Origin of the sequence: Micromonospora haikouensis (genome assembly GCF_900091595.1) — a bacterium.
Taxonomy (GTDB): Bacteria; Actinomycetota; Actinomycetes; order Mycobacteriales; family Micromonosporaceae; genus Micromonospora; species Micromonospora haikouensis.
The window spans coordinates 120,673-143,627 of the sequence record NZ_FMCW01000006.1; the positions used below are offsets into that span (position 1 = coordinate 120,673).

20 protein-coding genes and 4 pseudogenes are annotated in these 22,955 nt (G+C 73.4%); 8 read left to right on the forward strand and 16 right to left on the reverse strand.

Going from position 1 to position 22,955, the window contains the following annotated elements; genetic code table 11:
* Positions 1-102 precede the first annotated feature (102 nt).
* Positions 103-711, forward strand: a complete 609-nt coding sequence (locus GA0070558_RS08085) for a pectate lyase family protein (protein WP_256091814.1) — start codon at positions 103-105, stop codon at positions 709-711.
* A gap of 49 nt (positions 712-760) precedes the next feature.
* On the opposite strand, the gene miaB is transcribed toward GA0070558_RS08085, so the two are convergent.
* The gene (gene miaB, locus GA0070558_RS08090; RefSeq protein ID WP_091277519.1) at positions 761-2,260 is read right to left on the reverse strand and encodes a tRNA (N6-isopentenyl adenosine(37)-C2)-methylthiotransferase MiaB; all 1,500 of its coding nucleotides are present in this window, start codon (positions 2,258-2,260) and stop codon (positions 761-763) included.
* Positions 2,261-2,312: 52 nt separating this feature from the next.
* On the opposite strand from miaB, the gene GA0070558_RS08095 reads away from it, so the two are divergent.
* Positions 2,313-2,549, forward strand: coding sequence for a DUF2277 family protein (locus GA0070558_RS08095; RefSeq protein WP_043962479.1), 237 nt, complete (start codon positions 2,313-2,315; stop codon positions 2,547-2,549).
* Between the two features lie 114 nt (positions 2,550-2,663).
* Here the strand turns inward: GA0070558_RS08095 and GA0070558_RS08100 are convergent, their stop codons facing one another.
* Both GA0070558_RS08100 and selD read right to left on the reverse strand, forming a co-directional pair.
* The gene (locus GA0070558_RS08100) at positions 2,664-3,143 is read right to left on the reverse strand and encodes a hypothetical protein (RefSeq protein WP_091277332.1); all 480 of its coding nucleotides are present in this window, start codon (positions 3,141-3,143) and stop codon (positions 2,664-2,666) included.
* A 190-nt stretch (positions 3,144-3,333) separates the two neighbouring features.
* Complete coding sequence (selD, locus tag GA0070558_RS08105; protein WP_091277334.1) at positions 3,334-4,323, reverse strand: selenide, water dikinase SelD; 990 nt, start codon at positions 4,321-4,323, stop codon at positions 3,334-3,336.
* A 194-nt stretch (positions 4,324-4,517) separates the two neighbouring features.
* On the opposite strand from selD, the gene GA0070558_RS08110 reads away from it, so the two are divergent.
* From GA0070558_RS08110 to GA0070558_RS08125, 4 genes are all read left to right on the forward strand, one after another.
* A complete protein-coding gene (locus GA0070558_RS08110; RefSeq protein ID WP_043962476.1) occupies positions 4,518-5,273 on the forward strand; it encodes an amino acid ABC transporter ATP-binding protein in 756 nt (251 codons plus the stop codon).
* A gap of 58 nt (positions 5,274-5,331) precedes the next feature.
* Positions 5,332-6,267, forward strand: coding sequence for a glutamate ABC transporter substrate-binding protein (locus GA0070558_RS08115; protein WP_091277337.1), 936 nt, complete (start codon positions 5,332-5,334; stop codon positions 6,265-6,267).
* 77 nt (positions 6,268-6,344) lie between these two features.
* Positions 6,345-7,001 carry an amino acid ABC transporter permease gene (locus GA0070558_RS08120; protein WP_043962474.1) on the forward strand — a complete coding sequence of 219 codons (657 nt, stop codon included), beginning with the start codon at positions 6,345-6,347 and terminating at the stop codon, positions 6,999-7,001.
* Positions 6,998-7,870 (forward strand): amino acid ABC transporter permease, encoded by an 873-nt coding sequence (locus GA0070558_RS08125; protein WP_091277520.1) that lies wholly within the window; start codon positions 6,998-7,000, stop codon positions 7,868-7,870. The genes GA0070558_RS08120 and GA0070558_RS08125 overlap by 4 nt, the downstream gene beginning before the upstream one ends.
* A 101-nt stretch (positions 7,871-7,971) precedes the next feature.
* Here the strand turns inward: GA0070558_RS08125 and rny are convergent, their stop codons facing one another.
* The 10 genes and pseudogenes from rny to GA0070558_RS08160 form a co-directional block, all read right to left on the reverse strand.
* Complete coding sequence (rny, locus tag GA0070558_RS08130; RefSeq protein WP_091277339.1) at positions 7,972-9,738, reverse strand: ribonuclease Y; 1,767 nt, start codon at positions 9,736-9,738, stop codon at positions 7,972-7,974.
* 659 nt (positions 9,739-10,397) lie between these two features.
* Entirely contained in the window at positions 10,398-11,117 is a 720-nt protein-coding gene (locus tag GA0070558_RS08135) for a regulatory protein RecX (protein WP_091277341.1), read from the reverse strand.
* Positions 11,118-11,131: 14 nt separating this feature from the next.
* Entirely contained in the window at positions 11,132-11,632 is a 501-nt protein-coding gene (locus GA0070558_RS34830; protein ID WP_223884623.1) for a hypothetical protein, read from the reverse strand.
* 177 nt (positions 11,633-11,809) lie between these two features.
* Positions 11,810-12,358: pseudogene (locus tag GA0070558_RS35165) on the reverse strand (LAGLIDADG endonuclease); the annotation flags it as partial.
* Between the two features lie 60 nt (positions 12,359-12,418).
* Positions 12,419-13,270, reverse strand: a pseudogene (gene recA / locus GA0070558_RS34840) (recombinase RecA); the annotation flags it as partial.
* A 184-nt stretch (positions 13,271-13,454) separates the two neighbouring features.
* Complete coding sequence (locus tag GA0070558_RS08145; protein WP_091277347.1) at positions 13,455-13,655, reverse strand: DUF3046 domain-containing protein; 201 nt, start codon at positions 13,653-13,655, stop codon at positions 13,455-13,457.
* Positions 13,646-14,080: pseudogene (locus tag GA0070558_RS35170) on the reverse strand (MFS transporter); the annotation flags it as partial. The gene GA0070558_RS08145 and the pseudogene GA0070558_RS35170, both read right to left, overlap by 10 nt.
* A gap of 111 nt (positions 14,081-14,191) precedes the next feature.
* Positions 14,192-15,037, reverse strand: a pseudogene (locus GA0070558_RS35175) (MFS transporter); the annotation flags it as partial.
* Positions 15,038-15,169: 132 nt separating this feature from the next.
* Positions 15,170-15,874, reverse strand: a complete 705-nt coding sequence (locus GA0070558_RS08155; protein WP_091277356.1) for a UdgX family uracil-DNA binding protein — start codon at positions 15,872-15,874, stop codon at positions 15,170-15,172.
* A gap of 75 nt (positions 15,875-15,949) precedes the next feature.
* Positions 15,950-17,287 (reverse strand): aminotransferase class I/II-fold pyridoxal phosphate-dependent enzyme, encoded by a 1,338-nt coding sequence (locus GA0070558_RS08160; RefSeq protein WP_091277358.1) that lies wholly within the window; start codon positions 17,285-17,287, stop codon positions 15,950-15,952.
* A 38-nt stretch (positions 17,288-17,325) separates the two neighbouring features.
* On the opposite strand from GA0070558_RS08160, the gene GA0070558_RS08165 reads away from it, so the two are divergent.
* Both GA0070558_RS08165 and leuE read left to right on the forward strand, forming a co-directional pair.
* Positions 17,326-18,570, forward strand: a complete 1,245-nt coding sequence (locus GA0070558_RS08165; RefSeq protein WP_091277360.1) for a bifunctional pyridoxamine 5'-phosphate oxidase family protein/GNAT family N-acetyltransferase — start codon at positions 17,326-17,328, stop codon at positions 18,568-18,570.
* Positions 18,567-19,235 carry a leucine efflux protein LeuE gene (leuE, locus tag GA0070558_RS08170; RefSeq protein WP_091277362.1) on the forward strand — a complete coding sequence of 223 codons (669 nt, stop codon included), beginning with the start codon at positions 18,567-18,569 and terminating at the stop codon, positions 19,233-19,235. Before GA0070558_RS08165 ends, leuE begins: the two co-directional genes overlap by 4 nt.
* A gap of 91 nt (positions 19,236-19,326) precedes the next feature.
* Here the strand turns inward: leuE and GA0070558_RS08175 are convergent, their stop codons facing one another.
* From GA0070558_RS08175 to GA0070558_RS08185, 3 genes are all read right to left on the reverse strand, one after another.
* Complete coding sequence (locus tag GA0070558_RS08175; RefSeq protein ID WP_091277364.1) at positions 19,327-20,256, reverse strand: sporulation protein; 930 nt, start codon at positions 20,254-20,256, stop codon at positions 19,327-19,329.
* A gap of 139 nt (positions 20,257-20,395) precedes the next feature.
* On the reverse strand, positions 20,396-21,463 hold the full coding sequence (locus tag GA0070558_RS08180) for a hemolysin family protein (RefSeq protein ID WP_091277366.1): 1,068 nt from the start codon (positions 21,461-21,463) through the stop codon (positions 20,396-20,398).
* A complete protein-coding gene (locus GA0070558_RS08185; protein WP_091277368.1) occupies positions 21,460-22,848 on the reverse strand; it encodes a hemolysin family protein in 1,389 nt (462 codons plus the stop codon). Before GA0070558_RS08185 ends, GA0070558_RS08180 begins: the two co-directional genes overlap by 4 nt.
* Between the last annotated feature and the right edge of the window lie 107 nt (positions 22,849-22,955).

A 22,955-nucleotide genomic window follows, 5' to 3' on the forward strand; every position in this document is an offset into this window, starting at 1 on the left:
GGGCCGGCCGCTGATCTTTGCGCAGGTCGGGATGGTCGCGCCGCGACCACCACGGTCACCAGCGCCTCCGGCTGCGGCTTCAACATCAGCGGCGACCGCAACGTGATCATCCGCAACATCACGTTCAGGAGCTGGAACGACGACGCGAGCAACGTGCAGGAGTCGGCGACCAACGTCTGGGTCGACCACAACACCCTCACCAGTGGCTACGACGGCGCGGTCGACATCAAGCGCGGCTCGGACTTCATCACCGTGTCGTGGAACCGGGTCTACAACCACGACAAGTCGATGCTGCTCGGGCACAGCGACGACAACGCCAGTCAGGACACCGGCCACCTGCGGGTGACCTACCACCACAACTGGTTCGACGCGAGCACCCAGCGCCGCCCCCGGGTCCGCTTCGGCAACCCGGTGCACGTCTACAACAACTACTACTACCGCAACAGCGGCTACGGCGTGGCCTCCACCATGAGCGCCGGCGTGCTCGTCGAGGGCAACTACTTCGAGAGCGTCAGCGACCCGTTCCACCTCGGCGAGGGCAGCTCCGGGCCCGGCACCCTGGTCGCCCGCAACAACTACTTCGTCAGCTCCGGCAGCGGCCAGACCGGCGGCAGCGTGCAGAGCATCCCGTACTCGTACACCCTCGACAGCGCGAGCAGCGTCAAGTCGATCGTGACGGGCGGCGCGGGCGCGGGCCGGATCTCGGTCTGACCCGGCGCAACCTGGTCGGGGCCCGCCGGTGCGGCGGGCCCCGATCGCGTCAGTGCGCCGCGCAGCCGGTCGTCTGCGCGGGCGCCGCGGCCGGCGCGCCGACCGTGGGCAGCCCGAGCAACACCCCGGGGGTACGCGGGGCGCGGCCGGCCTCGGCGGCGTCGCCGGCCCGGGTGCGCCGGTGCGCCAGCGGCTCCCCGTCGGCGTTGAGGTGGTGCGGGGCGGCGTAGGTGACCGTGGTGTGCACGATGTCGCCGGGGCGGATCTGGCCGGCGAGCGACCCCACGTCGAAGTGGACGAGGCGGCCGTCGCGGGCCCGGCCCGACATCCGGCCCGTGCGCTCGTCCTTGCGGCCCTCGCCGACGGCGACCAGCACCTCGACCTGCTGCCCCACCAGCTTGCGGTTCTCCGCCCAGGTGATCTCCTCCACCGTCGCGATCAGCCGCTCGTAGCGCTCCTGCACCACCTGCTTGGGCAACTGGTCGGGCATGGTGGCGGCCGGCGTGCCGGGGCGCTTCGAATACTGGAACGTGAACGCCGAGGAGAAGCGGGCCTCGCGGACCACGTCCAGGGTGCGCCGGAAGTCGGCCTCGGTCTCGCCGGGGAAGCCGACGATGATGTCGGTGGTGATCGCCGCGTCGGGCATCGCCGCCCGGACCCGCTCGATGATCCCCAGGTATTTCTCCGAGCGGTAGGACCGGCGCATCGCCTTCAACACGTCGTCGGAGCCGGACTGCAGCGGCATGTGCAGCGAGTGGCAGACGTTCGGGGTCTCGGCCATCGCGGCGATCACGTCGTCGGTGAAGTCCTTCGGGTGCGGGCTGGTGAACCGCACCCGCTCCAGCCCGTCGATCTCGCCGCAGGCCCGCAGCAGCTTGCCGAAGGCGAGCCGGTCGCCGAACTCGACGCCGTAGGAGTTGACGTTCTGCCCGAGCAGGGTCACCTCCAGCACGCCCGAGTCGACCAGGGCGCGGACCTCGGCGAGGACGTCGCCGGGGCGGCGGTCCTTCTCCTTGCCGCGCAGGGACGGCACGATGCAGAACGTGCAGGTGTTGTTGCAGCCCACCGAGATCGACACCCAGCCCGCGTACGTCGACTCGCGCCGCGTCGGCAGCGTCGAGGGGAAGACGTCGAGCGACTCCAGGATCTCCACCTCGGCGGCGGCGTTGTGCCGGGCCCGCTCCAGCAGCGCCGGCAGCGAGCCGATGTTGTGCGTGCCGAACACCACGTCCACCCAGGGGGCCTTGCGGACGATGTCGCCGCGGTCCTTCTGGGCGAGGCAGCCGCCGACGGCGATCTGCATCCCGGGGTGCTTGTCCTTCACGGGGCGCAGGTGACCCAGGTTGCCGTAGAGCCGGTTGTCGGCGTTCTCCCGGACGGCGCAGGTGTTGAACACCACCACGTCGGGGTTACCGTCGGCATCGGCGGCGCGCACGTAGCCGGCCTGTTCCAGCAGGCCGGAGATGCGCTCGGAGTCGTGCACGTTCATCTGGCAGCCGTACGTGCGCACCTGGTAGGTGCGGGGGCTGCCCGCGGCTGCGGTAGTCATGACCCGCACAGCGTATCCGCACGAGCCGACAGAACCCGAACGAGGAGGAGCCGTGTGCCGCAGCATCAAGACCCTGCGTGAGCCGTACGTGCCGGAGGTGAGCCGGGCCGACATCGAGGCGGCGGCGTTGCAGTACGTCCGGAAGATCTCCGGGTTCCGCGCGCCGGCCGCGCACAACGCGGCGGCGTTCGACGCGGCGGTGGCCGCCGTCGCCGAGGCCACCGCGACGCTGCTCGACCAGCTCGTGGTGCGCGGCGGCGCCCCGCAGCGCCCGGCCACCGAGGGCTGAGCCGGGGACGCCGCGGCCCCGGGCCAGCGAACGCTGAACCGGGGCCGCCGGGGGCCGGGCTGGACCGGGGCCGCCGGGCAGCGCCCGGGGCTCCGGGTCGGTCGACCCCGGCGGTCAGGCCGCGGCGAGGGCCGGGAAGACCGAGTCCGGGGCCCACCTCGACCGGTGGCAGCGCGACCAGCCCCGGCAGCCGGGGTGGGCCACGGTGCACAGCCGCTGGTTGCTCAGCACCTCGCCGTCGTCGGTCTCCCGCACGTCGAAGTGCACCGGGCGGATGGTGCCGTCGGGCGCGACCAGCAGGTGCCGGCCGGCGTCGAGGGTGTCGTCGCGCAGCACGCAGTTGCGGCCGAGCAGCCGGGCCAGCGCGGCGACGCAGGGCAGCTCCGTCAGGCTCTCGGGCACCCCGTAGCAGTCCACCATGGCGCCGAACACCCCCGGTGCCTCCCAGACGTCGCAGATCACCGCGTACGTCGGCAGCCGCGCCGGATCGGCCACCGCGAGCGGCATCACCACCCGCCCCAGGGCCTCGGCCAGCGCCGGGTACACCTCCACCGGGGGTGCCCCGTCGATTCTCCAGTTCCACAGCTCGGTCACGCCGCCTCCTCGCTGCGTTCGTCCCACCGGCCTCCGGATCGGGCCTTACTGACGATGGTGGGGGGCATTTGACCGCAGCCGGGGGCAAGTTACCGGTCTGTGACCATTCCGGGCAAAATTTCCTGCACCGCCGTCGCGGACAGTGGCGGAAAGACGACAGTTTATCGGCTATGGTGCCGGCCCCTCGCCGTCAGCGCACGACCAGCAGGTGCTCGCCGCGCGGCAGCAGCTCGCCGATCACCGTGGCCCCCGGCAGCTCCCCGGCGACCAGCAGCCCGCCCGAGGTCTGCGCGTCGGCCAGCAGCAGCCGCTCCCCCTCGTCGGCGCCGCCGAAGTCGGTCCAGGGCGTCACCCAGTCCAGGTTGCGCCGGGTGCCGCCGCTGACGTACCCGTCGCGCAGCGCCTCCCGCGCGCCCGGCAGGTAGGGCACCCGGGCCGCGTCGATCGCCACCGTGAGCCGGCTGGCCCGGGCCAGCTTCGAGGCGTGCCCCAGCAGCCCGAACCCGGTCACGTCGGTGCCGCACCGGATGCCGGCGGCGACCGCCGCCCGGGCCGCGTCCCGGTTCAGCGCCGCCATCGAGGCGACCGCCTCGGCGAACCGCTCGCCGGTGGCCTTGTGCCGGCTGTTGAGCACCCCGACGCCGAGCGGCTTGGTCAGCGACAGCGGCAGCCCGGCCCGCCCGGCGTCGAGGGTGATCAGCTCCTCGGGCCGGACCACGCCGGTGACCGCGAGCCCGTACTTCGGGCCGTCGTCGTCGACGCTGTGCCCGCCGGCCAGGTGGCAGCCGGCCTCCCGGGCCACGTCCTGGCCGCCGCGCAGCACCTCCCGGGCCAGCTCCAGCGGCAGCCGCTCGCGCGGCCAGCAGAGCAGGTTGAGCGCGACGAGCGGCGTGCCGCCCATGGCGTACACGTCGGAGAGCGCGTTGGCGGCGGCGATGCGCCCCCAGTCGTAGGCGTCGTCGACGACCGGGGTGAAGAAGTCGGCGGTGGTCACCAGGCCGGTGCGCTCGTCGAGGCGGACCACCGCGGCGTCGTCGCCGTTCTCCAGCCCGACCAGCAGGTCGGCCGTGCCGCTGGCCGGGCCGAGGCCGGCGACCATCGCCTCCAGCTCCCCGGGCGGGATCTTGCACGCGCAGCCGCCGCCGCGGGCGTAGTCGGTCAGGCGAACCGGCTCGGTCATCCCCCCATGATCGCCTCGATCCGGCCCCGCCGCCAGCCGAACGGGCCGGTCGGGGACGGATACCGGACTCCCGGCGCGGATCGTTACCGGTGTTACCGCACCGTGACCAGATGAGTGGCGATCCGCCATGTCGGCCCGCCTACAGTGGCCGGACCGGGGGTCATCCGACCCAGACGTACGTGACGACAGGGACGGTGGACGACGTGACGACGGCCGAACCGCTCATCGTGCTGGACGGGGTCAACAAGCACTTCGGGCCGCTGCACGTGCTGCAGGACGTCTCGCTCTCGGTCGGCCGGGGCGAGGTCGTCGTCGTGATCGGACCGTCGGGCTCGGGCAAGTCGACGCTGTGCCGGGCGATCAACCGGTTGGAGCCGATCAGCTCCGGCACCATCACCTTCGACGGCACCCCGCTGCCCGCCGAGGGCAAGGCGCTGGCCCGGCTGCGCAGTGAGGTCGGCATGGTGTTCCAGTCGTTCAACCTCTTCGCGCACAAGACGATCCTGGAGAACGTCACGCTCGGCCCCGTCAAGGTCCGCAAGGAGAAGCCGGCCGCCGCACGCGAGCGCGGGCTGGCCCTGCTGGACCGGGTCGGCATCGCCAACCAGGCCGACAAGTATCCTGCCCAGCTCTCCGGCGGCCAGCAGCAGCGGGCGGCGATCGCCCGCGCGCTGGCCATGCAGCCCAAGGCGATGCTGTTCGACGAGCCCACCAGCGCGCTCGACCCGGAGATGGTCGGCGAGGTGCTGGAGGTGATGACCTCCCTGGCCCGCGACGGCATGACCATGGTCGTGGTCACCCACGAGATGGGCTTCGCCCGGCACGCGGCCAACCGGGTCATCTTCATGGCCGACGGCCAGCTCGTCGAGGACGCTCCCCCGGCCGAGTTCTTCGCCAACCCGCGCAGCGAGCGCGCCAAGGACTTCCTGTCGAAGATCCTGACGCACTAGGCGTCCGTCCGTGGAGCGCGTCGTCCCCCGGCGGGCTCCGTCGAAGAAGGAGAGAAGTATGCGTATGAAGCGCGTGGCGGCCGTCGCCATGATGGCCTCGCTCGCCCTGTCGGCTGCGGCCTGCGGCAAGGAGGGCACCCCGGCACCGAGCGGCGGCGGCAACGCCTCCGGCGGCGCCCAGGGCGACACCTGCACGACCTCGGGCGCGACGTTCACCCCGAAGGCGGACGCCACCGTCGCGGGCAGCCCCACCTTCGACAAGATCAAGTCCGCCGGCACGGTCACCGTGGGCGTCAAGTTCGACCAGCCGAACCTCGGCTACAAGGACGCCCAGGGCAAGCGGTGCGGCTTCGACATCGAGATCGCCCAGTACATCGCCAGCACCCTCGGCGTGGATCCGGCGAAGATCGAGTACAAGGAGATCGCGTCGGCCAACCGGGAGACCGCGATCAAGGGCGGCGAGATCGACTACTACGTCGGCACCTACTCGATCACCGACAAGCGCAAGAACGACATCTCCTTCGCCGGTCCGTACTTCGTCGCCGGCCAGGACCTGCTGGTGCGCAAGGACGAGACGGCGATCACCGGCAAGGACACCCTCAAGGGCAAGAAGGTCTGCTCGGCCACCGGCTCCACCCCGATCCAGAAGGTCCGCGACGAGGGCCTGACCGAGCCGGAGAACATCGTCGAGTTCAAGACCTACTCCGAGTGTGTCTCGCAGCTGCTCGACAAGAAGGTCGACGCCGTCACCACCGACGACGCCATCCTCAAGGGCTACGCCGCGCAGAACCCCGACGAGCTCAAGGTCGTCGGCCAGCCGTTCAGCACGGAGAAGTACGGCATCGGCCTGCCGAAGGACGACAAGGCCCTGCGCGACTACGTCAACGACCAGATCGAGGCTGCGGCCAAGGACGGCACCTGGCAGAAGATCTACGACGGCACGCTGGGCAGGTCGGGTTCGGCGGGCAGCCCGCCGGCGCTCGAGCGCTACTGACCGTCGGTTCACCACGTGACGCGGTGCCGGGCGGGGTCCCTCCCGCTCGGCACCCGCCCGAGGACTGAGAGCGAGGCATGGGCGAGTTCCTCCGTGTCCTGACGGACAACTGGACCCTGTACCGGGAAGGGTTCACCAACACCGTTCAGCTGTTCCTGATCGCCGCGGTCGGCAGCCTCGTCCTCGGCACCCTCCTCGGCGCGATGCGGGTCTCCCCCGTGCCGGCGCTGCGGGCGTTCGGCGCGACGTACGTCAACATCGTCCGCAACACCCCGCTGACCCTGGTCTTCGCGTTCCTGGTCTTCGCCGTGCCGAAGCTGGACGTGAACATCGACTACTTTCCCAGCGCCTGCATCGCGCTGACCGTCTACACCGCCGCGTTCGTCTGCGAGGTCATCCGCTCCGGCGTCAACACGGTCGGCACCGGGCAGGCCGAGGCGGCCCGCGCGCTGGGCATGAGCTTCGCCCAGGTGCTGACCCTGATCGTGCTGCCGCAGGCGCTGCGGGCGATGGTGCCGCCGATGATGAGCGTGTTCATCGCGATGCTGAAGAACACCACGATCGCCGCCGGATTCTCGGTGCTGGAGGCCGGCGCGATCCCCGCCTACATGGCAGAGCGCGGCGAGCCGCAGTTCGCCGTGCTGCTCTGGATCACCATCGGCTTCCTCATCCTGATCCTGCCGCTGGTGGCGCTCCAGCGGTTCCTCGAGCGCAAGTGGAGGGTCGCCCGGTGAGTCAGGCCTCGGTTCTCTACGACCTGCCCGGGCCGAAGGCCCGACGGCGCAACGCGATCCTCGGCGTCGCCTCGATCGCCGGCATCGTCGCGCTGCTCGCGTACATCGGCTGGAAGTTCTACGAGACGGGCCAGTTCGAGGCCCGCAAGTGGGAGCAGTTCGAATACGCCGCCGTGCAGCGCGAACTCCTCGCCGGGCTGTGGGCCACCCTCAAGGCCGCCGGCATCGCCGCCGTGCTGGCCCTGCTGTTCGGCGCCGTCTTCGCCAGCGCCCGGCTCAGCGACAAGTGGGTGCTGCGGGCGCCGGCCAGCTTCGTGGTCGAGCTGTTCCGGGCCATCCCGCTGCTGATCCTGATCTTCTTCGGCTACTACGTGCCGTTGCAGTACGGCTGGTCGATCGACAAGCTGTGGGCCCTGGTCATCGGCCTCGTGCTCTACAACGGCTCGGTGCTGGCGGAGATCTTCCGGGCCGGCATCAACGCCGTGCCCTACGGCCAGACCGAGGGCGCGTACGCGATCGGCCTGCGCAAGAACCAGGTGCTGCGGCTGATCCTGCTGCCGCAGGCGTTCCGCTCGATGCTGCCGGCGATCGTCAGCCAGCTCGTCGTGCTGCTCAAGGACACCGCGCTCGGGTTCATCATCACCTACCCGGAGCTGCTCTTCGTCGGCAAGCAGATCGGCGGCCGGCTGGCCTTCGGGCTGCCCTACGTGCCGACGTACCTGATCGTCGCGGCGATCTACATCGCCATCTGCGGGCTGCTGTCGATCTTCGCGTGGTGGCTGCAGAAGCAGTTGGGGCGGATGCCGCGCACGGCCGCGAAGGTGCTGCCGGCCCAGGACGCCGGCGAGGACGCCGCCCGGATGGTCTGACCCTGCCCCCGCTCCACTCCGTTTCGCCGAGGTGGCGGTATCCCGGACCTGGGATACCGCCACCTCGGCGCCATGGTGCGGCGGGACCGGCGGACGGAGGCTCAGCGGGCGATCTCGGTGACCCGGGACTCGCGGACCACGGTCACCCGGATCTGCCCCGGGTAGGTCAGCTCCTCCTCGATCTGCTTGGCCACGTCCCGGGCCAGCACCGCCGCGCCGATGTCGTCGACGTCGTCGGGCTTGACCATCACCCGGATCTCCCGGCCCGCCTGCATGGCGAAGACCTTCTCCACGCCGAGCTTCCCGGCCGCGATCTCCTCGATCCGCTCCAGCCGCTTGACGTACGCCTCAAGGCTCTCCCGCCGCGCCCCCGGCCGCCCGCCGGAGCAGGCGTCGGACGCCTGGGTGAGCACGGCCTCGATGGTCTGCGGCGGCACCTCGTTGTGGTGCGCCTCGATCGCGTGGACGACGTCCTCGCTCTCGCCGTACTTGCGGGCCAGGTCGGCGCCGATGATGGCGTGGCTGCCCTCCACCTCGTGGGTGAGCGCCTTGCCGATGTCGTGCAGGAACGCCGACCGCTTGATGGTCGGCACGTCCAGCCGCAGTTCGGCGGCCATGATCCCGGCGATGTGCGCGGTCTCCACGAGGTGCTTGAGCACGTTCTGCCCGTACGAGGTGCGGTAGCGCAGCCGCCCGAGCAGGCTCACCAGCTCGGGGTGGATCTCGGTGATGCCGACCTCGACGAGGGCGTCCTCGGCGGCCCGGTGGCAGAGCTGCTCCACCTCCTGCCGGGCCAGGTCGTAGACCTCCTCGATCCGGTGCGGGTGGATCCGGCCGTCGAGCACCAGCTTCTCCAGCGTCAACCGGCCGACCTCGCGGCGCACCGGGTCGAAGCAGGACAGCAGCACGGCCTCCGGGGTGTCGTCGATGATCAGGTTGACCCCGGTGACCGACTCGAAGGCGCGGATGTTGCGCCCCTCCCGGCCGATGATCCGCCCCTTCATCTCGTCGCCGGGCAGGTGCAGGACGCTGACGACGCTCTCCGCGGTCTGCTCGCTGGCCACCCGCTGGATGGCGTCCACCACGATGTGCCGGGCGCGCTGTTCGGCGGTGTTGCGGGCGTCGGACTCGATGTCCCGCACCAGCAGGGCGGCCTCCCGCTTCGCCTGGGTCTCGATCACCTCGATCAGCTCGGCGCGGGCCGCGTCGGCGGTGAGCCCCGCGATGCGCTCCAGCTCGCGGCGGCGCTGCTCCTCCGCCTCGGCGACGGCCTGCTCGCGCTCGGCCAGCGCGGACTCGCGGGCGGCGAGGGCGGCGCTGGCGGCGGTGAGCTGCCGCTCCCGGTCGGCCAGCCGCTCCACCTCCTCGGTGTGCAGGCGCTCCCGCTCGTCCATCCGGGCGGCCCGCCGTTCCACCTCGGCGGCCTGCTCCCGGGTGGTCGCGGCGAGCACCGCGACCTCGCGTTCCCCGCTGCGGCGGGCCGCCGTGCGCAACTGCTCGGCGTCGGCCTCGGCCTGCTTGTGGGCCCGCTCCAGGACGGTGTCGGCCTCCGCCCGGGCGTCGTCGAGCACGCGGCGGGCCTCGGCCCGGGCCGCCTTCGCCTCGGCCTTCGCGGCGGCGGCCTCGGCGCGCGCCGCCGACGCGGCGGACTTGGCCACGTCGATGGTGCTGTTCACCTCGTCGGCGGCGGTGCGCAGGGCGGCCAGCGACTGCTCCTGGCGGTCCTTCTCGGCGATGTAGGCCGGGTCCTCCGGGCGGGGTGCCGCGCTGAGCCGGCGCATCGTCCGCACGCCCACCAGCACCGCGCCGACCACGACCAGGACGAGGAGCAGCACCACCCCGAGGAGGACGGCGTCGAAGGCGTTCACGGCCGCGTCCCCGCGCCGGACCGGGACTGCGCCGCCCGTGCACCGTTGTTGGCCATCGCCCGTGCGCCACGGCGTGCGCCGTCGCCGACCGCCGTCCCGCCGGGACCACCCGTGGACCTCTGCCGCCCCGCCATGGCCGCCTCCCCTGAACGTCGGCGCCGCAGTGAGCGTGCCGGGTGGGCACGTGCGCTGCGGCTCTGAGACGCCCGACCTGAGCGACTGGCCGTGGGTAGCTTTCCGCCGACGGTGCCCACGGGGCATCGCCGACGGCCGGGTGCAGTTGTCGTGCCGGCCCCGGACCGGCCTGTCCGGAGCTGACACCGCAGGCCGGCGAGCCGGCCAAAGTGATGCTGTTCTGTTACGCGATCTATGTTGTGCGCTTTGCTTGCGCTTGGTCGGGCAATGTGAGCCTGTATGGCGAGGCTAGGTCTCCGGGTGCCGTCTGGTCAAGGACTCATGATCAAACCCCCCGAACGGAGAGAAGTTGACGAGTCACCCAACGCTGATGGCACGCCGGACACGACCGGACAAAGAAGACCGGATCCGGCGGGCGCCGTCGTAATCGTCGGCACCCCTCGGCCGGGCCGCACCGGCGTGCTCACCCGGCCGGGCGGGTGGGCGGCGGCTCGCCCACCGACCGGGCGCCTCGGCCCGGCCGCTCAGTCGAGCGGGCGCGTGTCCGGGGTGAGGTCGCCCTCCGCGTCGGCGAGCGCGTCGGCGTCGATGCCGTCGGCGAACTCGGCCGCCTCGGCGCTCTGCGCGGCGAGCGCGTCCTTCACCGCCCGGATCGCCACCCCCGGCGGGTAGCCCTTGCGGGCGAGCATGCCGACGAGGCGACGGAAGACGGCGTCCGGCTCCCCCCGGGCCGTACGCAGCTTCCGGTCGACCAGCGCCCGGGCCGTCTCGGCCTCGGTCTCCTCATCCAGCTCGTCGAGGGCCTCGCTGGCCACCTCGCCGTCCACGCCCCGCCGCCGCAGCTCGTTGGCGAGAGCCCGGCGGGCCAGCCCCCGGCCGGCGTGCCGGCTGGAAACCCAGGCGCGGGCGAACGCGGCGTCGTCGATGATGCCGACCTCGTCGTACCGGTCGAGAACTCCGGCGGACACCTCCTCGGAGATCCCCCGCTTGGCCAGCGCGGCGGCCAACTCGGCCCGGGTGCGCGGACGCACGGCGAGCTGACGCAGGCAGATCTCCCGGGCCAGCTCCGCCTCGTCACGTGGAGCCTCGCTGCCCCGCGCGACCTCGGCCCCGGCCTCCGGGGTAATCGCCCCGCCGGAGGAGCCGCGCCGGCCGCGCCGGGGACGGGGCGAACCGTCGGCGTCACCCGCGCGGGGCGGGCTGGCATCCCAGCCCCGCCCCGTGCGGGCGCGTCGTCCTGTCACTGGTCAGCGGCCGGTCAGAAGTCGACCGGAGGCAGCTCCGGGCCACCGGCGGCGTCACCCGCGCCGACCCCGACGCCGAGCTTCTCCAGGATCTTCTTCTCGATCTCGGCCGCCACGTCCGGGTTCTCGCGGAGGAACTCGCGGGCCTTCTCCTTGCCCTGGCCCAGCTGGTCGCCGTCGTACGTGTACCAGGCGCCGGACTTGCGGATGATCGCCTGTTCCACGCCCACGTCGATGAGCGAGCCCTCGCGGGAGATGCCCTTGCCGTACATGATGTCGAACTCGGCCTGCTTGAACGGCGCGGCGACCTTGTTCTTCACCACCTTGACCCGGGTGCGGTTGCCGACCACGTCGGTGCCGTCCTTCAGGCTCTCGATGCGGCGCACGTCGAGCCGGACCGAGGCGTAGAACTTCAGCGCCCGGCCACCGGTGGTGGTCTCGGGGCTGTTGTGCACCATCACGCCGTCGACGAAGTAGTTGTGGTTGCCTTCGACCTCGATGTCGAACCGGTTCATCGACCGGCCCTTGGGCTTGACGTGCACGTCGATGATCCGGGCCGGCACCGGCGTCAGCTCCGGCGCGACGAACTGCGGCTCGACCGCGCACTGGCCACGGAACCGAGGCAGCAGCTTGGACTCCATCGCCGCCGGCACATAGGGCGCGACCAGCTCCTGGAAACGGGCGGACGCCTCAGTCGTAAAGATCACCGAGGCGGTGCCCCGGGCGCCACGGGAGGCAAGCTTCACGTCGAGCCCGTACGCGTCGCGCAGGTGCTCGGCCAACCGCGCCCGGCTGCCCTCGGCCATCGCCTCGACGCAGATCTCGATCCGCCCCGAGCCACCCTCGGTGCGCTGCTGCAACCCCTTGGATCGCAGGGTGAAGCAGCCGTCGTCCATATACCACACCGCGAGGGCGAGGGGGGTCAACGCCTTGAGGTAATCCCAGCTGAGGTGCTTCTTGCCGTCGCCCAGGTAGACCGCCCGGCGCAGCTCGTCGAGCTCCGGCAGAGGGGTGAAGTCGGCAAACGCGGCGCCCCGCGCGTCGGTACGCCGGGAGTGCGTGATGTTGCCGAGCAGGGAGACCTTCCAGTCCAGGTAGTCGACCTGTGCGGCACCGTGGCCGAGGCGGAACCGGACTCCGTTGCGATCACGGCGGTTCGGCGAGAGGTTGCCGTCACCCATCAGCGAACCCAGGACGACCTGCCACTGCTGCTCGCTGAGGCGACGTGACTCGGCCAGCATCACGCGGTCGCCAGCGATCAGCTCGCCGGCTTCCCGCCAGCCGCCCGGCGTGCGGATCAGGTGGTTGGCCGTGGCCGCGAACTGCGCCCGCCCGTTGCCGCCCGACTTCGCCACGGTGAACTGGAGGAACTCCTCCGCCGGGCCGTTGTTGAACCAGTTGGTGATCCGCTTCGGCTCCACCCGGTCGGTCTCCGGGTCGTAGGAGAGAACCTCGACGTCCATCCGCTGATTGACGATCTTGCCGATCTTCTCCTGCGTGCCGTCGGCCAGGGTGACCCTGGTCGAGTACGACATGCATCCGAACATGACACCGATCTTCTCGCGGAGCTGGTTGATGAAGATCGCCGTGGTGCCGGTGTTGTTGAGCACACCGGTGATCTTCCGCAGCGCCTGGCTCATCAGCCGGGCCTGGAGGCCCACGTGGCTGTCGCCCATCTCACCCTCGATCTCGGCGCGCGGCACCAGGGCCGCCACCGAGTCGATCACGATGATGTCGATCGCGCCGGAGCGGACCAGCATGTCCGCGATCTCCAGCGCCTGCTCGCCCGTGTCGGGCTGCGAGACCAGCAGGGCGTCGGTGTCGACGCCGAGGGCCTTCGCGTATTCCGGGTCGAGCGCGTGCTCGGCGTCGACGAACGCGGCGATGCCGCCGGCCCGCTGGGCGTTGGCCACCGCGTGCAGGGCCACCGTCGTCTTACCGCTGGATTCCGGGCCGTAGATCTCGACCACCCGGCCCCGGGGCAGGCCCCCCACGCCGAGGGCCACGTCGAGGGCGATGGACCCGGTCGGGATGACCGAGGTCTGCACGACAGGGCGCTCCCCCAGGCGCATCACCGAACCCTTGCCGAACTGCTTGTCGATCTGAGCGAGAGCAAGGTCGAGCGCCTTCTCCCGGTCAGGACCTGCCGCCATCGTTGCCACCCCTGCCTTCGCCGGCGTCTTTCCTGAGCTTCGCGTCACGCGGACACGCTAGGCGCTGGGTCCGACAGAAAACCAGCCGACGGGCCGCGAGCTGTGGACGAGCACCCCGCTGTGGACAATAGCCGAACAGGTGTACGACTCGGCAAGCGACACGCGGGAGGAGAGAAAAGGCTGCTCAGCGTAGTCGCGCGGGCACCCGGTCGGGGTATGCGGCGACCACCGCCCGCCACACGACGTGGGTCTGCTCACCCGACCGGAGGGCCTGCTCGATGGTCCGCCCGCCGAGCTGGGACAGCACCTGGTCCGAGGCGATGCTGGCCGCGTACCCCGGGCCGAACGCCTCCTCCAGCCGGGCCCAGAAGTCGGTCAGCCGCACGGTCGGTCCTCCTCGTCCGGCGCCCGCCCGGGCACCGCACGCAACGCTAGCGCCAGCAGCGGCACCGTCGCGATCGCGGCCAGCAGGGTCAGCGTCGGATACCCGGCGACCTGCATGACGAACCCGCTCAGCGCCCCGGCGGCGGCCCCCGCCAGGCCCATCGTCAGGTCGGAGAGCCCCTGCACGCTGGGCCGCACGTCGGCCGGCACCGACTCCGACAGCAGGGTGGAGCCGGCCACCATGGTCCCCGACCAGCCCAGCCCGAGCAGGACCAGACCGACCGAGAGGCCGGGCGTGTGGTGCCCGGAGGCGCCCGCCACCGCGCAGGCGACCAGCAGCACGGCCAGGCCGCCGAGGATCACCGGCCGCCGGCCGAGCCGGTCGGTGAGCCAGCCGACCACCGGGGAGAACGCGTACATGCCGGCGATGTGCAGGCTGAGCACCACCCCGACCACCCCGAGCACGGCGGAGTCGTCGTGGTATTCGCCGAGGCGTACCGGGGTCATCGACATCACCGCGACCATCACGAGGTGGCCGACCGCGACGGCGGCGATGCCGAGCCGGGCCGCCGGCCGCTCGCGGACCACCCGCCAGGCGGTCCGCATCCCCGCGCCGCGCCGCCGGTCCGCCGCCGGCCCGGCGGCCCTGCCGGCGGCGGCAGCAGCGGGAGCGGCGTCGGCAGCGACCTCGGCAGCAGGAGCGGCCTCGGGATCGGGAGCGGCAGCGGCCTCGGCGTCCGCCAGCCGGCGCGCGGTCAACAGCGGGTCGGGCCGCAACAGCACCAGCAGTACGCCGGCGGTGAGGGCGAACGCCACCGCGCTGAACGCGAACGGGCCGGCCAGCGACGGCAGTCCCCACCCCCGGGTGGTGCGGTCGGCCAGCGCGGCGAAGTTCGGCGCGGCCACCGCCCCGATCGTGGTGGCCCAGACGACCAGGGAGAGCTGGCGGCCCCGGCGGGCCGGCTCGGCGAGGTCCACGGCCGTGTAGCGGGCCTGGAGGTTGGCCGCCGAGCCCCCGCCGAACAGCAGCATGCCGAGGAAGAGCAGCGGCACCTGGCGGGTCGCCGCGGCGACCACCACCAGCACGCCCCCGGCCGCCCCGACCAGGTACGCGGTGACCAGCCCCGGCCGGCGTCCGTGCCCCGTCATGATCCGGGTGACCGGGACGGCGAGCAACGCGCCGCCGACCACGGCGGCACTCTGCGCCAGGCCGGCGACCGCCGTGCCGGCGACCCGGGCGGCGAGCAGCGCGCCGACCGAGATGCCGATGGTGACCCCGATGCCGCCGATGATCTGGGTCACGACGAGCAGCCGCAGCGTGCGGCGCTGGATCGGGGCGACGTCGACGCGGCCGGGGGCCGGCGCGGTGAGGTCGGTGGCCATCGGTGGCTCCTCGGTGACGGCCGGGGCTCCGGCGGGGGTGCGGCTCGCCCCATCCTCACGCAACCCCCCGGACCTTGGACAGTTGCGGTCCCGGCGCAACGACAACTGTCCAAGATCGGAAGCCCTGGTGGGTCACGCTGCCAGGGCGGCAGCGGCGACCTTCAGGTCGGCGACCAGGCCGGCGTACGCGGTGTCCTGGTCGTCGGCGCGCAGCACCGCCGACGGGTGGATCGTGGCCAGGAGCCGGGCCGCCGGTGCGTCGGCGACCCCGCCGGCCGAGTCGACCGGCACCCGGGCGAAGTCCTCCGGCCGCTCGGCCGACGCCGGCCAGGGCATCAGGGCGCCACGCTGCCGGGTGACCCGGAACGACGGGCCGAGCAGCGCCTTTGCCGCGGTCGCACCGAGCACCACGACGACCTCCGGGCGCAGCCGGGCGAACTCGGCCACCAGCCAGGGGCGGCACGCGGTGACGTGCACCCGGTCCGGGGTCTGGTGGATGCGCCGCTTGCCGCGCAGCTCGAAGCGGAAGTGCTTCACGGCGTTGGTGAGGTAGAGCCCCGTCGGGTCGAGCCCGGCGTCGTCGACCGCCCGGCGCAGCAGCCGACCGGCCGGGCCGACGAACGGCAGCCCCTTCTGGTCCTCCATGTCGCCGGGCTGCTCGCCGACCAGCACCACCCGGGCGTCGGCGCCGCCCCGGCCGAAGACCGTCTGGGTGGCGTCCCGGTGCAGCTCGCAGCCCCGGCAGCCGCCCGCGGCGGCGCGCAGCGCGTCGAGGGTGTCGGCCTGCGGCGGGATGAACTGCTGCGCACCGGGGGCGGTGTCGGTCTTGTCGGTCATGGCGACCTTTCTACCCGCCGTGGCCGCGCCCACGCGGGCACCCCCACCCGGCGCGCCCAGACCGGGGACAGCCCCTCAGGCGGTGAAGGCCGCCGGAGGGCCGGGGTGGACGGCCCTGGCCATCGCGTCGGCCAGGGCCGGGAGGTCGGCGGGGTCCAGCTGGCTGACCGTGACGCGCACGCCGGGGGCGGCGGCGATGCGGAACAGCGCGCCCGGGGCCACCGCCCAGCCGGCGTCGCGCAGGGCGGTGACGGCGCTGGTCTCGTCGGGCACCGGGAGCCAGACGTTGATGCCGGTGCGGCCGTGCCCGGCCAGCCCTCGCGCGGCCAGCGCGGCGAGCAGGTCGCCCCGGCGGCGCTCGTAGTCGGCGCCGGCCCGGTCGAAGAGGGCGGCCGTGGCCGGATCACACCAGAGGGCGAGCACGAGGCGTTGCAGCACGGTGGAGACCCAGCCGGCGCCGACGCGGGCCCGGCCGGCGACCCGGGCGACGGTGGCCTCGTCGCCGGCCAGCACGGCCAGCCGCAGGTCGGGCCCGTAGGGCTTGCTCACCGACCGGACGAAGGCCCACGCCCCGGTCACCCCGGCGAGCGGGTGCAGCGGTACGCGGGCCAGCTCGGCGGCGTGGTCGTCCTCGATCAGCAGCAGGTCCTCGCGGCCGGCGAGGAGGGCGCGCAGCGCGGCGGCCCGGTCGGCGGAGACGGCCGCCCCGGTCGGGTTCTGCGCCCGGCTGGTCACGACCAGGGCGCGGGCCCCGGCAGCCAGCGCGGCGCGTACGCCGGCCTCGATCGGGCCCTCGTCGTCCACCGGCACCCCGATCGGGCGCAGCCCCAGGGCGGCGACCAGGTCGAGGAGGTTGGCCCAGCCCGGGTCCTCGACGGCGACCGCGTCGCCGGGGCGCAGGTGGGCGGCGAGCAGCCGCTCGATGCCGTCGAGCGCCCCGCCGGTGACCGTGACGTCGGCGGCGGGCACCCCGTCGGCGGCGAGCCGCTCCCGGGCCGCGTCGGCCAGCTCGGGCAGGACGCCGGCCGACGCGTACCCGATGGGGGTGTCGAAGTCGGCGGCGAGGGCGGCCAGGTGCGGGCCGAGCGGCGGGAGCAGCCGGGTGTCGGGCTCGCCGAGGGACAGGTCGCGGACGCCGGGCGCGGTGCTCGGGCGCAGCGCGCGGCGGGTGGCGACCGGCGGGCGGGGGCGGACCCGGGTGCCGTGCCGGCCGGCGGTGGCGAGCAGGCCGCGCTGGCGCAGGTCCTGGTAGGAGCGGGCCACCGTGGCCGGGCTGACGCCCAGCTCGGCGGCGAGGGCCCGCACCGGGGGCAGGGCGGCCCCGGCGGGCAGGTCGCCGATGCGGACGCCCGACTCGATGCTGGCGGAGATCTCGGCGGCCGTCCGGCCGGTGACCTGATAGCGTGCTGACACAATTCGAGGATTGTACTAGCACGAAAGCGGGTCCTCGCATGTATCCACCCACCCCCCGGACCACCGCCACCCGCAGCCGCGACCGGATGAGCTACGACCGGGCCGCCGCGCACGCCGTGCTCGACGAGGCGTACCACTGCGCGCTCGCGTTCACGGTCGACGGCGAGCCCCGGGTGCTGCCCACCCTGCACGTCCGCGTCGGCGACACGCTCTACCTGCACGGCTCCACCGGCAGCCGGCCGCTGCTCGCCGCCCGGGGCGACGGCCTGCCCGTCTGCGTGGCGGTCACCCTGCTCGACGGGCTGATCTTCGGCCGCTCCCAGTTCCACCACAGCGCCAACTACCGGTCGGTGGTCGCGCACGGCACCGCGCACCTGGTCACCGACGCCGGGGAGAAGTCGGCCGTGCTGACCGCCCTGGTGGAGAAGGCCGCCGCCGGGCGCAGCGCCGACAGCCGCCCGCCCAGCCGCCGCGAACTCGCCGAGACCGCCGTGCTGGCGCTGCCGCTGCGCGAGGTCTCCGTCCGCACCCGCACCGGCGGCGTACGCGACGAACCCGGCGACCACGACCTGCCGCACTGGGCCGGGGTGCTGCCGCTGCGGCTGACCGCCGGGCGGCCCGAGCCCGACGTGGGCGTGGCCGCGCCGCTGCCGGCGTACCTGCGGCCGGACCGCTCGCCCTGGCTGGAGCCGGCCGTGCTGCGGGGCGCGCACGTCGTCCTCGAACCGCTGGACCTCGCGCACGCCGACGAGCTGCACGCCGCCACCGCCGATCCGCAGGTGTGGCAGCACCTGGGCAGCCACCGACCCGCCGAGCCGGCCGGCACGGCCGAGACGATCCGGGCCGCCCTCGACGCCCACCACCGCGGGGAGCGGGTGCCGTGGGTGCAGCGCTGCGCCGTCACCGGGGCGGTCGTCGGCAGCACGTCGTACTACGAGGTCGACCCCGACCGCCGGGCGGTCGCCATCGGCTACACCTACCTGGGCCGGCCCTGGTGGCGCACCGGCGTCAACACCGAGGCGAAGCTGCTGCTGCTCACCCGCGCCTTCGAGGAGTTGGGCGCGGTGCGGGTGGTCTGGCACACCGACATCCGCAACGAACGCTCCCAGCGGGCCATCGAGCGGCTCGGCGCCACCCGCGAGGGGGTGCTGCGCCGGCACCGGCTGCGCCCCGACGGCACCTGGCGGGACACCGTGCAGTATTCGCTGACCGACGAGGAGTGGCCGAACGCACAGGCCAGGCTGCGGGAACGGCTTCGCCCCGGCCCGGTGCCGGCGCGATGATGTCGGGCGTGCTGGGCATCACCGACATCTGGACGTACGTGCTGGGGACCGTGGCGATCGTGCTGCTCCCCGGCCCCAACTCGCTCTTCGTGCTCTCCACCGCCGCCAAGCGCGGGGTACGCGCCGGCTACCGGGCCGCCGGTGGGGTCTTCCTCGGCGACGCGGCGCTGATGACGCTCTCCGCGGCCGGGGTGGCGTCGCTGCTCAAGGCGTACCCGCCGCTGTTCCTTGTGGTGAAGTACGCGGGCGCGGCGTACCTCGGGTGGGTCGGGCTGACCATGCTGCGCGGCGCGTGGCGGCGCTGGCGGGACCGCAACGACCCCGCCACGCCGCGCCTGATCGACGCCGCCGAGCCGGCGGAGCTGCGCAGCCCGTTCCGGCGGGCGCTGGTGATCAGCCTGCTCAACCCGAAGGCGATCCTGTTCTTCGTGTCGTTCTTCATCCAGTTCGTCGACCCCGGGTACACCTGGCCGGCGCTGTCGTTCCTGCTGCTCGGGCTGATCGCCCAGGTCACCAGCGCGCTGTACCTGACCGCGCTGATCTTCGCGGGCACGTTCCTGGCGGCGCAGTTCCGGCAGCGGCGGCGGCTGGCCGCCGGGGCGACCACCGGCGTGGCGGCGGTCTTCCTCGGCTTCAGCATCAAGCTCGCCACCGCCTCGGTGTAAGGAAGGGCCCCTTGTTAACGCATACGGTATAGAAGGGTCCCCTTCTTGCCGCGCCCCCGGCGCACGCGGCGCACGGCAGGCACGGCAGGCGTCACGTGCCGTCGCCGCCTCCGCCGCCCCCGCCGATGCCCGCGCCACCGGCGGTGCCACCGAGGCCGTAGCCGGGGCGGACCGGCTGGTCCGGGGGCCGACTGACGTGCGCCGACTCGGTGATCCGGGCCGACCAGTCGGCGTGCGACGCTGCGGCGGCGTGCCGGTTGATCGCGTGGCGCAGCCAGCCGTCGACCACCGCGACCCAGTCCACCCGCTCCGCGCCCGCGTGCCAGACCCGGAACCGGCTGATGCTCTGGTGGGTGACGCCGGCCAGGGAGAGCCGGCGGTCGGCCCACAGGAGCACCTCCAGGCCCGCCGCGTTCGCCACGAAGATCACCTCCAGCTCGGTGATCGGGCCGGCGTACAGCGGGGCCACCCACCAGCCGAGCCGCTGGTGCAGCGGGAGCGCCTGCTCCACCCCGGGCAGCCGGCCGTCGACCAGGCCGGCCTGGCGCATGCTGAAGCCGAGCGCGTCCAGCGCGGCGAGGACGTGCTGCTGGGTCGGCAGGGGATGCACGAAGATCGGCACCAGCGCGCCCTGCTCCAGGTCCACGTCGAGGGACGCCTCCGTGCGCAGCCCCATCCGCAGGCTCATCAGCGGCACCCCGCCGAAGATCGTCACCGGGGTCTCCCAGGGCAGCGGCACGGCGAAGTCGACCGCCCGCCGCCGCCCGGCCGGCACCACGAACGCGCCCGCGATCGTCACCTGGTGAAACTGGACGAGCCGCCGCGGCGCGCCCGGGTCGTCCGGCTCGACCTGAGTGACCAGGCCGAGCCGCAGCCGCCGGACCGGCACGTCGTCCGGCCCGGCGCGCAGGGTGACCCGGCCGGGCAGCCGCAGCCCGGGACGGGTGCTCGGGTTGGGCAGCGTGGTCCGCACCGACAGCCCGGTCCAGCCGGACTCCGGCGACACCCCGGTCAGCCGCACGGCGCTTCCTCCGTACCCCCTCGGTGGTGGCACGGCTTTCCCCGCCGGCGGCCGGACAGTCCTGCCCGCCCCGCGCGGACGCCGGGGCCGACCCGGTGGTGCCGGGCCGGCCGCAGGCGTCGACGGGCGGCAGAGGGCGTCAGCGCATCCGGCGGCCCCGGGGCACCGGGTCGGTCTCGTCGTCGAACTCGCCGATGACCTCCTCCAGCAGGTCCTCCAGCGCCACGAAACCGATCGGGCGGGTCGGGCCGCCGCCGTTGCGGACCAGGGCGAGCTGGGCCCGCCGGCCCTTCATCGCGGTCACGGCCTCCGTCACCGACGCGGACGCCGGCAGCGTGAACGCGTCGGTCATCAGCTCCCCGGCGGTCGCCGCCCGGCCCCTCGTGGTGACCCGCACGGCCTCCCGCACGTGCACCAGGCCGCACACCTCGCCGCCGGCGTCCAGCACGGCCAGCCGGGACCGGCCGCTGTCGCGGGAGACCTGCTCGACCCGCTCGGCCGGGTCCTCCCGGCCCACCGTGACGATCCGGTCGAAGGGCTCCATCACCTGGGCGACCGTGGTGCCCTGCAGCTCCAGCATGCTGGTGAGCATCCGGTGCTGCTCCGCGCCGAGCAGCCCGTGCTCGCGGGACTGCTCCAGCAGGATCCGCAGCTCGTCGGGGCCGTGCACCTGGGCGAGCTGGTCCTGCGGGCGCACCCGCACCAGCCGCAGCATCGCGTTGGCCAGCGCGTTCAGCGCCGACAGCACCGGCCGCGCCACCCGGGCGAAGGCCCGGAACGGCAGCGCCAGCAGGGTCGCCGACCGCTCCGCGTCGGTGATCGCCCACGACTTCGGGGCCATCTCGCCGACCACCAGGTGCAGGAAGGTGACCAGGCCGAGGGCGAAGACCAGCGCCACGACGTGGCTCGCCGCGGCCGGCAGCCCCACGGCGTGCAGCAGCGGGCTGAGCAGGTGCTCGATCGCCGGCTCGGCCAGCGCGCCGAGGCCCAGGGTGCACAGCGTGATGCCGAGCTGCGCGCCGGCCAGCATCAGGGACAGCTCGCGTACGCCGTCCAGCGCCGCGCGGGCCCCCCGGCCGCCGCCGGTCGCGACGGCCTGCTCCAGCCGGTACCGCTTGCTGGCCACCAGCGCGAACTCGGCGGCCACGAAGAACCCGTTCAGCGCCAGCAGCACGACGGAGACGACGAGGGCGACACCGGGGCTCATGCCGCCGCCTCCCCGTCCCGACGGCTGCCCATCGCCCGGCCCGTGGCGGCGGCGGTGCCGCCCGCGAGCCGGAGCCGGACCGAGTCGGCGACGTGCCGGTCCACGGCCAGCACCTCGACCAGGGCGCGCGCCTCGGTCTCGGCGTCGCCGTCGACGGGGAGCACGATCTCCAGCCGGTCGCCCACCTCGGGCACCCGGCCCAGCTCCCGCATGACCAGCCCGGACACGGTGTCGTACTCCGGCGCCTCGGGCAGCTCGATGCCGGTGCTGTCGGCGACCTCGTCGATCCGCCAGCGCGCCGGCACCACCCACGACCCGTCGTCCTGCCGGGCCGGCGCCCGATCCGGCGGGTCGTCCTCGTCGCGGATCGGGCCCACCAACTCCTCGGCCAGGTCCTCCAGCGTGATCACGCCGGCAAAGCCGCCGTACTCGTCGACCACGCAGGCCAACTGCCGGTGCCCGGACCGCAGCCGGTCCAGCACCGTCGGCAGCGGCAACGTCTCGGGCACCAGCAACGGGGGTACGGCCACCGCGCTGACCGGGGTCGTCGCGCGCTCGGCCGGGGGCACCGCCAGCACGTCGGCGATGCCGACGACGCCGGCCAGGTCGTCGACGCCGTCGGCGCCGCGTACGGGGAACCGGGAGTGCCCGGTGTCGAGCAGCTCCACCACCCGGCTCAGCGGCTCGTGCGCCCGGACGGTGTGCACGTCGACCCGGGGCACCATGGCCTCCCCGGCGGTCAGCTCCCGGAAGTCGAGCCCCCGGTCGAGCAGGTCGGACATCTCCGCGTCGAGGTGCCCCTCCTCGCGGGACTCGGCGATGATCTGCTCCAGGTCCTCCGGGGTGGCCCCGCTGGGCAGCTCCTCGATCGGCTCGATGCCGAGCCGGCGCAGCAGCCGCACGGCGGCCTTGTCGAACAGGGTGATCACCGGCCCGGCGATCTTCAGATAGATCAGGGTGGACCGGCTCAGCGCCCGGGCCAGCGACTCGGCGCGGGCGATGGCCAGGTTCTTCGGGGCCAGCTCCCCGAGGACCATCTGCACCACGGTCGCGATGACCAGCGCCAGCGCGACCGACAGCGGCAGGGCGACGGCCGTGGATACCCCGGCCACGCCGAGCAGCTCGGCCAGCCCCGCGCCCAGGTACGGCTCGGCGACGTAGCCGACCAGCAGCGCGGTCACGGTGATGCCGAGCTGCGCTCCGGAGAGCATGAACGACAGCCGACCGGTGACCTCCAGGGCCCGGGCGGCGGCCTGGTCGCCGTCGTCGGCGAGCTGCCGGAGGCGGCCCCGGTCGACGGCGACGTAGCCGAACTCCTGGGCCACGAAGTAGCCGGTGGCGGCGGTGAGAACGGTGATGAGGGCAAGCCCGACGACGATCAACACGGGTCGCTCAGGGCTCCCGGGGTCGTCGGGACGGGAAGATGCCGGGCACGACCCGGCTGGCTACTGCTGCCCTCCTGGGCAGAAGAGTCGATCATGCCGCCCATTTT